Origin of the sequence: Brevefilum fermentans, from assembly GCF_900184705.1 — a bacterium.
Classification (GTDB): Bacteria; Chloroflexota; Anaerolineae; order Anaerolineales; family Anaerolineaceae; genus Brevifilum; species Brevifilum fermentans.
In genome coordinates, this window is record NZ_LT859958.1 from 1,483,578 (window position 1) to 1,496,758 (window position 13,181).

Below are 13,181 nucleotides of genomic sequence, written 5' to 3' on the forward strand. Positions count from 1 at the left end.
AGTTTTCAGCGATGTTGGGGCAGCCCATCGAAAAGTACCGCCATCTTGATCAATCTCAAAAAGGATACCACCTATGAAACTTTGGCAAGAATTAAGACAACCCACAACAATAACTGAAGCAATTGAAGTTCTGACCACTGCCCCTCAACCAGCGATGCCGATCGCCGGAGGCTCTGATTTATTGCTTGATATTCGGCAGGGCCGCCTTGCGCCAGTACACACCCTGGTTGACCTAAAAAGCGTCCCAGAGATGAATGTTATCGAGCAGCGAGGTCAGGAGCTTTTCATTGGCGCCTCGATCTCGATTACAAACATCATACAAAATGAATTGACTCTGAAAAATGCCCGGGCGTTGGTTGAAGCCTGCAACCTGATAGCTGGCCCACAGGTAAGAAATACTGCCACTCTTGGCGGTAATGTAGCGCATGCACTCCCTGCTGCCGATGGAACCATTGCCATGCTGGCGCTGAACGCTCACGCAGAGGTAGCCAGTAAAGCTGGCTTACGTCGGATGCTATTCCAGGATTTGTTCCTCGGACCGGGAAATTCGGCGATTGATAAAACATGTGAGCTGATCACCGGATTTTATTTGATGCTGGCAAACCGTGGACAGGCTTCCTGCTTCAAGCGGATCATGCGCCCACAGGGCGTTGCACTACCTATTTTGAATTGTGCGGTGTGGGTTTGTCGAGACGTTGATACAGTTATTGATGTTCGGATATCTGTCGGTCCGGGAGGCCCCGTGCCTTTTCGCGCCACAGAAGCGGAAGCCATACTTAAAGGCCGTCCATTAGATCAAGATCAGATCAACAAAGCTTTGGAAAAGCTATTGTCCCAGGCAAATTTCAGGACGAGCCCTTTACGGGCTACAGCATCTTACAGACAGCATCTCATTAAAACGCTTTTCAAAGATACATTAACTGAAGCCTGGATCCGCGCTGCTTGAAAATTGGATTCTGAATCCTCAATGATAATTCACGACCATGATACCCTGGTGAAAAATGAGAAAAGAAATAACCCTTACCGTTAATAATAAAGAATACACCTTACCGGTGAAACCTGGTGAAATGCTGGCGACACTTTTACGACAGCGCTTGCGCTTAACTGGAACGAAGATTGGCTGCGATGAAGCAGAATGTGGCGCATGCACAGTGCTGGTGGATGGCGAACCGATGATGTCTTGTATCTATCCCGCAGAACGGGCTGACGGCAAAACCATTCTCACGATTGAAGGTCTGGCTGAGCAGGTTTATGAGGTGATTAAGCTCCACCCCCTTCAAGAGGCCTTCGTGCAACACGGCGCTGTTCAATGTGGGTTTTGCATCCCCGGCCAAATTATGACCGCTTACGCCCTGTTAAAGCGCAATCCGAACCCAACCAGTGATGAAATCCGTTATGCACTCAAAGACACCTTATGTCGATGTGCTGGCTATCCATCGATTGAAAATGCAATCCTTGCAGCAGCACATACATTGCGTACCGGGGAGCCACTGCCTGCACCAAAAGTGCCCGATTCAATCCATTCTCACGCGGTAGTCGGTCTCACCCATATACGACCAGACGCTATTGAAAAGGTCACAGGAAAAGCTATCTTTACTGACGATCTGGTGTTCGATGATATGTTGTATGCCTGTGCAAAACGCGCACTGGTCCCCCACGCGATCTTAAAAAGTTTGGACATTTCAAAAGCCCAAAAATTGGAAGGTGTTGCGGCTGTTTTGACAGCAGAGGACATTCCCGGTGAACACACCCATGGTCTTGTGATCTTCGATTGGCCAGCAATTGTTGGTATTGGTGAACGCATCCGCTATGTTGGCGATACTATCGCAATTGTGGCTGCTGAAACGCCAGAAATTGTAGAACAGGCAGTCGATTTGATCGAAGCCGAATTTGAACTTCTGCCTGTCATCAGCAATCCCGTGCAGGCTTTGCAGGATGATCAACCTCAGCTCCACGAAAACGGGAATCTACTCAAACATATTAAAGTGCGCAAAGGCAATATGGATGCAGGATTCGAGAACGCTGACGTGATCATTGAGCATACTTATCATACACAAATCGCGGACCATGCCTTCATGGAGCCGGAGTGCAGTATTGCTGTTCCCAGGCCAGATGGTCGTATGGAGATTTACGTTGGCTCGCAAATTCCCTACCAGGATCGTAGCCAGGTTGCCCGTGTTTTGGGTTGGGACGAAAACCGTGTGAGAATTGTTGGTCAGAAAGTTGGCGGAGGTTTTGGCGGGAAGGAAGACATTGCCGGCCAAATCCATAGCGCACTATTAGCCAATGAAACCCAACGCCCGGTTAAATTGCTATTTAACCGGCATGAAAGCTTGATGGTGCACCCCAAACGACATGCTACTCAAATTCGAATTAAACTTGGCGCAAAAAGCGATGGACGTATCATTGCAATACTGACGGAGCTCTTTGGTGATACAGGTGCGTATGCCTCTCTGGGAGAAAAGGTGATGACCCGTGCCACAACCCACTCTGCAGGGCCTTACGACGTGGAGAACGTGCGCGCTGATTGTTACGCGATGTATACCAATAACCCACCTGCGGGCGCTTTTCGTGGTTTTGGGGTTACCCAGTCCGCCTTTGCCGTTGAAAGTACCATCGACATGCTGGCGGAGAAACTGAATATTGACCCGGTTGAACTGCGTCGGATGAATGCTTTGCATGTTGGTAGCATCACCAACACAGGTCAGGTGCTTACCGAGTCGGTCGGCCTGGTTGAGTGCATTGATCGTGTTGAGAAAGAGATGTTAACGCGCAATGCAAAGCCTTTTGAACCGGTTGTTGATCCTGATAATCCGCATTTGGTCAGATCATGGGGTTTTGCAGTGGCCTATAAAAACACCGGTTTGGGAGGCGGCGCGCCTGACATTTCTAATGCTGATATCGAGATGTTTGAGGATGGCACCTTCGAAATTCGTAGCTCTGCTGCAGAGTTGGGGCAGGGTTTGGTAACTGTAATGCAACTGGTTGTCTCAGAGGAACTGGGTGTACCGCCTCAGCAGGTGCGCGTCCTGGTGATGGATACAGACCTGACACCTAACGGCGGTCCGACAACAGCGTCCCGCCAGACCTATCTTACCGGGAACGCATCGCGTTATGCAGCCATCGCATTGCGCAATTCCATTTCAGCTTATTTGGCTGAACAATTTGATATTGACCCAGGTCTCATTCAATTTAAAGATGGTTTTGTTCATTTGCGCAGCAAAAAGATTTCCTTTGGTGAAATTGCCAGCGAAATGAAGCGTATGGGACAAATGCCCCGTGCTCTTTATGAATATGAAGCGCCAAAAACGCAGCCCCTGGGTACTGGCGGAGATATGCATTTTGCCTATTCTTTTGCTGCTCAAGCTGCAGAAGTTGAAGTCAATACACTTACCGGTGAAGTGAAAGTGTTGAATGTAATCACTGCAAATGATGTTGGCATGGCAGTCAATCCACTTGGATTGCAAGGTCAGGTTGAGGGGGGCGTTATGATGGGTCTGGGTTACTGCCTGACAGAAGAATTTATAGTCAAGGATGGCTATGTCGTCACAGACTACCTTGCACGCTATCGTATGCCAGGAATTATGCTCACACCGAAAATAACTGCTATTATTGTAGAGCACCCAGCAGCAGAAGGACCCTATGGTGCCAAGGGTGTTGGGGAAATATGCAGCATTCCCACCGCTCCAGCTATTACAAACGCCATATACAATGCTGTTGGTGTGCGCTTCGACCGAATTCCAGTTGACCAGGAGGTCATCGCAAAGGCTCTATGGCAGCTTGATTGAAAGAATGTGTGAGGACTAAACATCGTATATCTGCGATGATCAGTTTAGGTCTTTATAAAATGAAATGGGATATCATATAAACCACCACCGAATCAGGTGGTGGTTGGCGAGTTTACTCTTTGGTGAAAAATATGTCTTTGAATGAGTTATCTTTATTGGTTCAAGTTGATGGGAATGTTGTCTTTCAAAGCACTGGTAAATGGTTATATCCATTATTTGATCTGGAAGAATACCTGACCAGTCACCCCATCGATCTAACCAAAGCCAAACTTTTTGATAAAGTAGTTGGTAAAGCCTCAGCACTGTTGATGGCCCGCTTGGGTGTGAGTTGTGTGCATGGCGCAATCATGAGCAAGCTGGCCATGGAGGTTCTAAAGCATCATAACGTAACCTATTCGTATGACGAGGTTGTGGAGCGAATCAGTTGCCAGACAGAATTATTGCTGGCAACCATCGACGATCTGGATGAGGCTTATCAAATTCTGTGTAAACGAGCTCAGCGCTGCTAACCCTCTTTTTATTAACGTCTTAAAAGCATTTAAAATGTAAAACTACACGAAATCATTGTTATTTACTTCAAAACGCACCAGCGTTCATTTGCATCTGATTTCTAAATCAGATATTTATTTAAAGGCGTCAATGGTTATCGTCTCTTTTCTTAGAGAAATTGACATCCACAAAAATCAGTTTCCGGATAAGATTAGCACGTGACTGCTTTAATCCAAATTGAAGATCTCCACTATCGCCCAGACGCTACCGACCAGGCCGCCCCCGAAATTCTGCGTGGCATTGACCTCAGCATCGAGGCAGGCTCGCTTGTGGCCATCATCGGAGAAAATGGATCTGGAAAAACAACCCTCCTCAAACACGTCAATGGTTTATTAGTTCCTACAAAAGGTCGAGTCGTTATCGACGGGCTGGATACCCGACAAAATGAAAACCTTCCCAGGCTGCGAACGATCGTGGGCATGGTATATCAAAACCCGGCGGATCAGATTGTTGCTTCAACGGTTGCGGAAGACATCGCCTTTGGATTGGAAAATATCAATCTACCCTCTGCAGAGATACAAAAACGGGTGGAAGAACAACTTCGGACGGTTGGAATGTTTGAAGCAGCAGAGCGACCTCCCCACCTTCTTTCCGGGGGTCAAATACAAAAAGTAGCGCTGGCAGGTGTGCTTGCGCGGCAGCCCCGCGTCATTCTGTTTGACGAACCGACATCGATGCTTGATTCACTGGCACGGCAAACCTTTCTGCAGACTGTGCGCAAATTACGACAGAATGGGATGACAATTGTCTACATCACGCATCACATGGAAGAGACAATTTCTGCTGATCAGATTGTCGCAATGCATTTCGGACGCATCATTTTATCTGGAACGCCGACAGAGGTATTCGCTCAGAGAGAAAAACTACGCGAAGCAGGCCTTGAAATACCAGGAGTTACCCGGATTGCTGATGAATTTCACGCTTTGGGATGGAAAATCCCTGTGCCCGTCCTTGAGACTCAGATTCTGAAAAATGCGCTCCCTTTTTATTATGGAAAAAACTCTGCAACACAACCTCTAAAAAAAACGTATGGCATTGAGTCATCCCGCTCACTGATTGAGTTTCAGAATGTTCACTATACCTACCTATCAGGCTCACCTCTGGCTCAACAAGCCCTCAATGGTGTCGATCTCACGATCTCTGAAGCCAGTGTCCATGGTCTTGCAGGTGCTAACGGGTCTGGAAAGTCAACACTCTTACAGCACATCAATGGGATTTTAAGACCCGATTTGGGACATGTTCGTGTGGGAAACTTCCTTCTCGATGATCCTCGGACAGCCTTGCGAGACGTTGTTCAACGTGCTGGACTGGTCTTCCAAAATCCTGAGACCCAATTCTTTGAAACTTTTGTTGGGGATGAAATTGCATATGGCCCCAAGCAATTTGCCATGCAGGATATAAAAGAGCGTGTCCGACATGCTATGGAAATGGTTGGTTTGGGTTTTGATGCATTTAAAGATCGACGTTTAGAAACTTTGAGCGGTGGCGAGAGGAGAAAAGTAGCCCTGGCTTCCACCTTGGTACTTGACCAGGATATTTTATTGTTTGATGAGCCCACGGCTGGTATGGACCCCCGAGCCCGGGCTGAGTTAATGGCTTTATTTAGAGCATTGCAGAAAAAAAGAAAAACCCTCATCATTGCCAGCCATAGATTGGAAGAAATTGCTGAAATAGCTGATGAGTTGTCAATCATGCAATCGGGCAAGGTCACCCATACAGGTTCCTGCAGCCAGGTGATAACAAATGCAGTTGCCTTATCAAACGCATCGCTCTCACCACCTTTAGCGGTCGATATAGCCAGGACATTAATCGCACAGCAATGGCCAATTGATATCGAGAAAAGTTATACGCCTGGGCTTTTAATGTCCTCTATCAAGGATTGTCTCCATGAATAGCCGGTTTGAGTTTTTGGGCAATACAGCTATCGGGCAATATATCCCACGTGATTCGCTGATTCATTGTCTTGATCCTCGTGCCCGGATGCTCATCTATTTAGCCTTGTTCACAGGCGTTGTATTTACTCCCCGCATTTCGGGTCTTTTTTTGGGTTTGGGAATGGTATTACTTCTTTACATTCTGGCCAAAATCCCGGTAAAACCAGGGTGGCAGAGTTTCAAACGTGCGCTGCCATTTTTATTGATATTAGCAGTCCTTCAAATTATTTTCGGAACAATTACCCATACCGATGTGATTTTAGGAAACGTGGTAGGCATTATCGTCACCCAACGCGCAGCTTTCAACGCCGGCATGCTTTTAGCGAGGTTTTTTATTCTTATCTTTTTACTAAATGGGTATGCGATGACTCTATCGACCTCACAAGTCACCTCTTCCCTGTTTTATTTACTAAAACCTCTCGAAAAGCTGAGATTTCCTATCAACGACCTGACCGCAGTTGTGCAAATTACCATGCGTTTTCTTCCGATGATTGCCCAATCTGCTGAAAAAATAGCTAAGGCTCAGGCAGCGCGCGGCGGTGATTGGGAACAAAGGGGATTTAACCCCATCCGCCAAGCAAAACGAGTTTTGCCTCTGATTGTTCCTTTGATGGTCAACAGCCTTAAGCGGGCTGAAACGATGGCGCTGGCCATGGAATCTCGCGGCTTTAATGCTGCAGTAGCTCGCAGCAGTTTCTATACCTTGAAGTTCACGTTATTGGATGGGGTCTTTCTTTTGATAGCGCTGCTGGTCAGTTTGTTGATGCTGACGCTATAGCTTAATAATGCTAAAACGATGAGCCTCGTTTGCCCCTACGACCTTCAATTTGTTTCCAGATGCTGACAACGCTTACCACCAAAATTGATGCAGCAACTGCCTCAAGCAGCCCATTGCTCAATATTATTGGCGGGATAGCAATCCATGGTAGCAATCCCAGGGCGCCAATCATCGATAAAACAAGGGCGGTATTGACGAGACTCCCAGTGATGCCTGCAGTAAACAATGCAGGAATTGGCCAGCGTTTCAGGGCGCGGTAAACCAACCATGAGATTGGCCCGATAAACAGACGCGGTATCACAGAAATCAAAGGATTGGTGAACCAAACATCGGTAGGACCTGTTGGTGCTATGGCGGCCTGGATCAGGCTGAAGATGCCAAAGATCAGGCCAATGGCAAAGCCGACAACGGGACCTTCCAGTACAGCGCCGATGATGACCGGCAAGTGCATAATCGTAAGGGATACTCCTGAAAACCATGGGATAAATCCTAAACGAGTGATCCCTAAGAAGATGGAAATGGCGCTTAATACACCAGTGATAACAATTTTTCGCGTTCGATCCTGTACCATTTCAAATAAACTTTCAACAATCCGTTCTACAGATTTGGAGCATACTACTTTTTCATAAAAGATGTAAGCTTTCCAATAATTGCTTCTTTTTGGATCTGGCTATCCAATGTGCTGGCAGTAGGATAAATTTTCCCGAAATTTTCTCGCACAACCATATTAATTGCATTTTCAGGACAGTGGCTGGCACACAAACCGCACCCAATGCACAAGTCGACATCAAAAGAGAGCTGACCTTCCACATCTGTAAGAGCATTCACGTAACAATAATCAACGCAAATCAAACAATTAATGCAAACTTCCCAATCAATCACCGCGTGGAACCGCGAGGGTTGTGAGACATTTTTCAAGCCCAATTTCATTGCTCCCAAAATGGGACAACAACAAGGACAGCAATTACACAAAAAATTGATCTCACCTTCAGCATTATTGACATTGTGTACCAGGCCTGCTGCTTCGCTGCGTCTGATAATTTCAAGGGCTTCTTCAACAGAAATTTCACGAGCAACGCCAATTTCGATCAAGTTTCGACCGGCTTCATTGAATAAAAAGCAGGTTTCTTTTTCATGACCGCAGGGCTCACCAGCCATTTCCTTGGAGAGCCGACAATAACATTCTGCCAGTGCGATTGTGGAAGACTTTCGCAGCAATTCAGTTACGAAATCATAGGGAACGGCTTGTTGTGTATCCTGAATAGTCTCATTGATGATAATTTTCTCGCCCTTTTTGGGAGGCTGAATGCTTTCTTCTGTGGCTAATACCCTGGCGTAAGGCGTTTTTGTTGGCAGCTTGTAAGTTGAAACCGCGGCTAAGTCCATCCAATATTTGGCATACCGTTTTCCTAAAGCAGTACCTTTCTTTTTCCGCACTTGATTTTCGGCGACAAACGCACCAAAAACCCTGGAAAAACTGTCTTCTTCTTCACCTCGATGGCGTTCAATGAAGGATTCTTTGATCAGTAAGGTCATATGTTTCGATATTTCAATGTCAGAGTACCCTTTGCGTTTTGCTTTTTTCAGGAGTTGAGACTCCTTAATCTCGCCAAAAAGAGGAAGAAGAAAATAAAAATTGACAGTTTCCTCAGTCACAGTCTGTTTAAAAGCAGTCATCAGGTTGTTTCGGTCGGGAACTTCACCAAGTTGCAAACTGAAGTAATCGCACAATCTTTCGTAAACATCTTTTTTCGCCATTGGAACGCCTTTCTCTATGTGTTTACGCTTTGCCACCATTATACATGAAACGATCTTGATCAAGCATAATTATGGATCTACATTAGGCTCGCCCTTTATGAATTTGATGATAAAATATAGGGGATGTATTACGATGATGTCTTCGGAAATTTGTTTCTGAAGGCAAATTAGGTGTCGGAGGAATTTAATGAAAATTGCATTTATTACAGACGATGGGAAAACGATCAGTCAACATTTCGGTCGAGCATCACACTACCTCGTTGTCGAGGTAGAAGATGGCGTTATCCAACATCAGGAAATGCGTGAGAAATTAGGACATCAACAATTTGCTGACCACGCACACCAACATCAACATGGTCAGGGCAGCGGAATGGACGCAGCTTCACATGACAAGCACAATCGAATGTCACAGGCGATTAGCGATTGTGACGTATTAATTTGTGGCGGAATGGGCATGGGCGCTTATCAGAGCATGCAAAGCTTTGGGATCACGCCACTGGTTACGCAAATTCGTGATATTGAGGCAGCCTTTCAAGCATATCTTTCTGGTGATCTGCAAGATGAGACGCATTTATTGCACTAATTCAACCAGTCCGTGAAACTATTTAGCCTGTGGTCGAACGAACCCAGGCTTTTTTATTACCTGTTAGCTTTCTTAAGCTCCAATAGAAAATTTTTGAAAATTTAAATGGTAGAATAAACAAGCAGAGTAAGGTTGTTGCAGTCTTACCTGTTTTGATTATTGTAGGTCTTATGGAACAAAACGAAATAATTCCAATTGATTATGGTCAGCGACCGACATCCCTACAAGCCCGTGGCCAAAGAACCGCCAGCAAAAACCCGGTCGTCTCCTACTTAGCCAGTCTTAACAGTAAAGACAGTCGGCGAGTGCAGAAGGCTGCATTAGATCAAATCGCCAGTGCTTTAACAAACTCCCAAATTGAGGATAGCCTGGATTTTCCCTGGGAGCAATTGGATTATGGCGCTGTAACTGCGGTCAAAGCGTGGCTGAACGCGCGATACGCACCTGCAACGGTGAACCGATACCTGTGCGCTGTTCGGCGCGTACTGAAAGAAGCCTGGCGTCATAATTTAATCAACGCCGAAGCCTATCAACGCGCTGCAGATGTTCGTTCAGTTTCTGCCCAACGTCTTCCATCAGGACGCGAATTAGATACGGAAGAAATTAAACGTCTGATCCTGGTTTGCCTGGAGGATGAAGAAAACCCAAATCTCGGACTGCGCGACGCAGCAATTATCAGCTTAATGTACTCTTCAGGACTGAGACGTGCTGAAGTTGTGACTCTTGACCTTGAGGACTTCGATGCCAAACTGCGGCAATTACGAGTGATTGGTAAACGTAATAAAGAACGCTTTGCATTTCTTGCCAGCGGCGCTGTTCGAGCAATACAGAAGTGGATTGAGGTGCGAGGCAATGAACCAGGACCGCTATTTTATTCAGTCAATAAATCCGGGAAGATCGTGAGGCACAGAAAAGAACGAAAATCAGCAGCTCAAAAACAACAGGGCATGGCTCCAAATCAAATTGTCGCACGCTTGAGCGACCAGACGATTTACCACCTGATTGAAAAACGTTCCCTGCAAGCTGGTCTGGTCAAAAAAACTACCCCACACGATATGCGGCGCACTTTCGTGAGCGACCTTCTGGATGTCGGTGTGGACCTTTCTACAGTTTCAAAAATGGCGGGGCATGAAAACCCTAACACAACCATGCGCTACGATCGCCGCCCTACCCGCGTGATGCAAGACGCAGCTGAAAAGTTAGATATACCCTATCCTAAAGATTGATAAAATAAAAACACCCGCGAGCCCCAAGGATAGCTTGTGTAAATTACGGGTATTCTGGCTACTTTTGGATGCAAGTCCGCTGTTTTAGGGTGTCATTTCAATCAACCGATATTTAATGTCAATCAATGCCCCTTTGTCATCATTATCAGGAAAATCGCATTCTTTTTTACTCCGGTGTTATACTTATACTATCAACAAACCATCTATTTAGATGGTGTTTAGATGGTAAATAGGTTAAAAATGTCGGAAACTGAAAAGATAACAATTAACATCGGAAGCGTTGATTTAGGCAGGGTTGATTTGCTCGTTCAGGAAGGTTTTTATTCCAGCCGGTCAGATTTTGTCCGTACTGCCATTCGGAACCAGCTCGAACGGCAAAAGAAAGCTGTCGATTCGATTACTTCACGAAAATCAATGGTTATTGGCACATTGAGTTTTACGCGACATGAATTAGAACAAAAACGCGATGAAAATGAGATGATCAATGTGAAAGTCATCGGGATGTTAATTCTCACCGATGACGTGACCCCCCAATTAGCTTTGGATACGATCCAATCTCTGACGGTGCGCGGCGTGTTTAAAGCACCGGATGACGTCAAAGAAGCGCTTGTCGACCGGTTGCATTGATTTTATTTATGATTTAGCTTATTCCTGGTATGATTGAGGGGGTGTTAGATAATCATCTACTGACCATGTTTTCACAATCGGAGGAATTATGATAGAAAAAAACTTACTGCCACTTCGGTCTGAGGTCCCACTGCATGAAACCTGGAACCTGGAAAATATTTTTCCTGATGTTCAGTCCTGGGAGACGGCCAGGGAAACTGTTCTCAATCAAATCCCCTCGCTTATCACTTACAAGGGTCAATTGTCACAAGGACCAAAAACTCTAGCAACCTTTCTCGAACAATACGAAACGTCCTTGCGATTGGCTTCAAAAGTGATGGTCTATGGGATGCTAGCCTCTTCTGTTGACACCCATGACCAGAACGCGCAGGCAATGGCAGGACAGGGTCAAACCGCATTTGTCCGCTTGCATGCTGCAACATCTTTTTTAAACCCGGAGTTAACAGCAATTGGATTTGATCAATTGCGAGAATGGGTTAAAAAAGATCAGCGCCTTGCACACCTTGATCATTTTATTGATGAGTTAGAACGGAAAAAGGACCATGTGCGCACTGAGGAAGTTGAAGAGGTTTTGGCTCTCTCGGGGGAGCCCTTGAGCCTATTTTTCCGTGCATATAACGCTATAACCAATGCGGATCTTGTTTTCAAGGATGCCTTTGATGAAAAAGGCGCCACAAAGGAAGTCGGTCAGAGCAGTATTGACAGCTTGATCACCGAACCTGATCGTAACGTTCGCAAAACCAGTTATGAGAATTATGCTCAGGGTTACATTGATTTTAAAAATACCTTAGCTGCGCTTCAAATAGGCGGTATACAACGCGATATTTTCAACGCTCGTTCTCGTCTTTTCCCTTCTTCTTTAGAAGCGTCTTTGAGTGCCAATCATATCCCTGCGGCTGTGTTTTATGCATTGATCGACACGTTTCAAAGTAACCTCCCCATCTGGCAACGCTACTGGAGAATCCGCAAGAAAGCCCTGGGTTATGATCAGCTTCATGTTTACGATATAAAAGCCCCGCTTTCACAAAAGTCACCACACATCCCCTTTGAACAGGCCATAGAATGGATTTGCGAGGGCATGGCGCCATTAGGCACTGAATACGTCGAAATACTGCGAAAAGGCGCCTTAGAAGACCGCTGGGTGGATCGTGCTCTGAACAAGGGTAAACGTCAGGGCGCATTTTCCAGCGGCGTTTATGATACCAACCCGTTTATCATGATGAGTTACACCGATAACGTCTTCAGCATGAGCACACTGGCTCATGAACTTGGCCATTCAATGCACTCATACTATACGCGTAGAGCCCAACCTTTTGTTTATAGCCACTACTCCCTGTTTGTAGCAGAAGTCGCTAGCAATTTCAACCAGGCCATGGTGCGTGACTATATGTTTGATACGCAAACTGATTCCAAATTCCAACTGGCATTGATTGAAGAAGCGATGTCTAATTTCCATCGTTACTTCTTTATTATGCCAACGCTGGCGCGATGGGAACTGGAAATGCATCGAAGGGCGGAAGCTGGGAAACCCCTGACAGCAGAGATCATGTGCAATGTTTGTGCAGATTATTTTGCAGAAGGGTACGGTGAAGATGTCGTTTTTGACAGAGATCAAATTGGCATTACCTGGGCTCAGTTCCAGCACATGTACATGAATTTCTATGTCTATAATTACGCTACGGGCATTTCTGCTGCTCACGCCCTGGTGAACGGCATTCAACATGGCGGACAGGAAGAAGTCGATCGTTACCTGAAATTTATCAGCGCCGGAAGCTCTCTTTATCCTTTAGATGCGCTCAAAATGGCCGGTGTCGATATGACCAGCCCTGAACCCGTTGACAAAGCCTTTGAAGCCATGGCACGTTATGTTGATCGTTTAGAAGAACTTGTAGAAACACATCAAATTTAGTGAAAATTTCAATAAAAAACAATAAAGCG

At 45.9% G+C, this 13,181-nt stretch carries 11 protein-coding genes; 9 read left to right on the forward strand and 2 right to left on the reverse strand.

The window, feature by feature from the left end; all coding sequences use genetic code 11:
• Positions 1-73 precede the first annotated feature (73 nt).
• The 5 genes from CFX1CAM_RS06485 (at position 74) to CFX1CAM_RS06505 (ending at position 7,049) form a co-directional block, all read left to right on the forward strand.
• Positions 74-946, forward strand: coding sequence for an FAD binding domain-containing protein (locus CFX1CAM_RS06485; RefSeq protein WP_087862241.1), 873 nt, complete (start codon positions 74-76; stop codon positions 944-946).
• 55 nt (positions 947-1,001) lie between these two features.
• Positions 1,002-3,788, forward strand: a complete 2,787-nt coding sequence (locus CFX1CAM_RS06490) for a molybdopterin-dependent oxidoreductase (protein ID WP_087862242.1) — start codon at positions 1,002-1,004, stop codon at positions 3,786-3,788.
• Positions 3,789-3,919: 131 nt separating this feature from the next.
• Positions 3,920-4,297 (forward strand): DUF1893 domain-containing protein, encoded by a 378-nt coding sequence (locus CFX1CAM_RS06495; RefSeq protein ID WP_087862243.1) that lies wholly within the window; start codon positions 3,920-3,922, stop codon positions 4,295-4,297.
• 198 nt (positions 4,298-4,495) lie between these two features.
• The gene (locus tag CFX1CAM_RS06500; RefSeq protein WP_087862244.1) at positions 4,496-6,232 is read left to right on the forward strand and encodes an ABC transporter ATP-binding protein; all 1,737 of its coding nucleotides are present in this window, start codon (positions 4,496-4,498) and stop codon (positions 6,230-6,232) included.
• The gene (locus tag CFX1CAM_RS06505; protein WP_087862245.1) at positions 6,225-7,049 is read left to right on the forward strand and encodes an energy-coupling factor transporter transmembrane component T family protein; all 825 of its coding nucleotides are present in this window, start codon (positions 6,225-6,227) and stop codon (positions 7,047-7,049) included. The genes CFX1CAM_RS06500 and CFX1CAM_RS06505 overlap by 8 nt, the downstream gene beginning before the upstream one ends.
• Positions 7,050-7,059: 10 nt before the next feature.
• Here the strand turns inward: CFX1CAM_RS06505 and CFX1CAM_RS06510 are convergent, their stop codons facing one another.
• Together CFX1CAM_RS06510 and CFX1CAM_RS06515 are read right to left on the reverse strand one after the other, a co-directional pair.
• Positions 7,060-7,620: an ECF transporter S component gene (locus CFX1CAM_RS06510; RefSeq protein ID WP_087862246.1), complete on the reverse strand. Its 561-nt coding sequence runs from the start codon at positions 7,618-7,620 to the stop codon at positions 7,060-7,062.
• Between the two features lie 44 nt (positions 7,621-7,664).
• Positions 7,665-8,807 carry a 4Fe-4S binding protein gene (locus tag CFX1CAM_RS06515; protein ID WP_162287664.1) on the reverse strand — a complete coding sequence of 381 codons (1,143 nt, stop codon included), beginning with the start codon at positions 8,805-8,807 and terminating at the stop codon, positions 7,665-7,667.
• Positions 8,808-8,994: 187 nt separating this feature from the next.
• Here CFX1CAM_RS06515 and CFX1CAM_RS06520 point away from each other — a divergent pair, with 187 nt between their 5' ends.
• The 4 genes from CFX1CAM_RS06520 to pepF all read left to right on the forward strand — a co-directional run bounded on the left by CFX1CAM_RS06520 (position 8,995) and on the right by pepF (position 13,152).
• The gene (locus CFX1CAM_RS06520; RefSeq protein WP_087862248.1) at positions 8,995-9,390 is read left to right on the forward strand and encodes a NifB/NifX family molybdenum-iron cluster-binding protein; all 396 of its coding nucleotides are present in this window, start codon (positions 8,995-8,997) and stop codon (positions 9,388-9,390) included.
• A 170-nt stretch (positions 9,391-9,560) separates the two neighbouring features.
• Positions 9,561-10,616: a tyrosine-type recombinase/integrase gene (locus CFX1CAM_RS06525; RefSeq protein WP_087862249.1), complete on the forward strand. Its 1,056-nt coding sequence runs from the start codon at positions 9,561-9,563 to the stop codon at positions 10,614-10,616.
• Between the two features lie 240 nt (positions 10,617-10,856).
• Entirely contained in the window at positions 10,857-11,243 is a 387-nt protein-coding gene (locus CFX1CAM_RS06530; RefSeq protein WP_197687102.1) for a hypothetical protein, read from the forward strand.
• A gap of 88 nt (positions 11,244-11,331) precedes the next feature.
• Positions 11,332-13,152, forward strand: a complete 1,821-nt coding sequence (gene pepF / locus CFX1CAM_RS06535) for an oligoendopeptidase F (RefSeq protein WP_087862251.1) — start codon at positions 11,332-11,334, stop codon at positions 13,150-13,152.
• The last annotated feature ends 29 nt before the right edge of the window (positions 13,153-13,181 follow it).

What these genes read in the sequence shown, in the direction of transcription:
- CFX1CAM_RS06495 (WP_087862243.1), top strand. Translation starts at nt 3,920, where the DNA reads ATGTCTTTGAATGAGTTATCTTTATTGGTTCAAGTTGATGGGAATGTT.
- CFX1CAM_RS06485 (WP_087862241.1), top strand. Translation starts at nt 74, where the DNA reads ATGAAACTTTGGCAAGAATTAAGACAACCCACAACAATAACTGAAGCA.
- CFX1CAM_RS06520 (WP_087862248.1), top strand. Translation starts at nt 8,995, where the DNA reads ATGAAAATTGCATTTATTACAGACGATGGGAAAACGATCAGTCAACAT.
- CFX1CAM_RS06505 (WP_087862245.1), top strand. Translation starts at nt 6,225, where the DNA reads ATGAATAGCCGGTTTGAGTTTTTGGGCAATACAGCTATCGGGCAATAT.
- pepF (WP_087862251.1), top strand. Translation starts at nt 11,332, where the DNA reads ATGATAGAAAAAAACTTACTGCCACTTCGGTCTGAGGTCCCACTGCAT.
- CFX1CAM_RS06525 (WP_087862249.1), top strand. Translation starts at nt 9,561, where the DNA reads ATGGAACAAAACGAAATAATTCCAATTGATTATGGTCAGCGACCGACA.
- CFX1CAM_RS06515 (WP_162287664.1), bottom strand. Translation starts at nt 8,807, where the DNA reads ATGGCGAAAAAAGATGTTTACGAAAGATTGTGCGATTACTTCAGTTTG.
- CFX1CAM_RS06510 (WP_087862246.1), bottom strand. Translation starts at nt 7,620, where the DNA reads ATGGTACAGGATCGAACGCGAAAAATTGTTATCACTGGTGTATTAAGC.
- CFX1CAM_RS06490 (WP_087862242.1), top strand. Translation starts at nt 1,002, where the DNA reads ATGAGAAAAGAAATAACCCTTACCGTTAATAATAAAGAATACACCTTA.
- CFX1CAM_RS06530 (WP_197687102.1), top strand. Translation starts at nt 10,857, where the DNA reads ATGTCGGAAACTGAAAAGATAACAATTAACATCGGAAGCGTTGATTTA.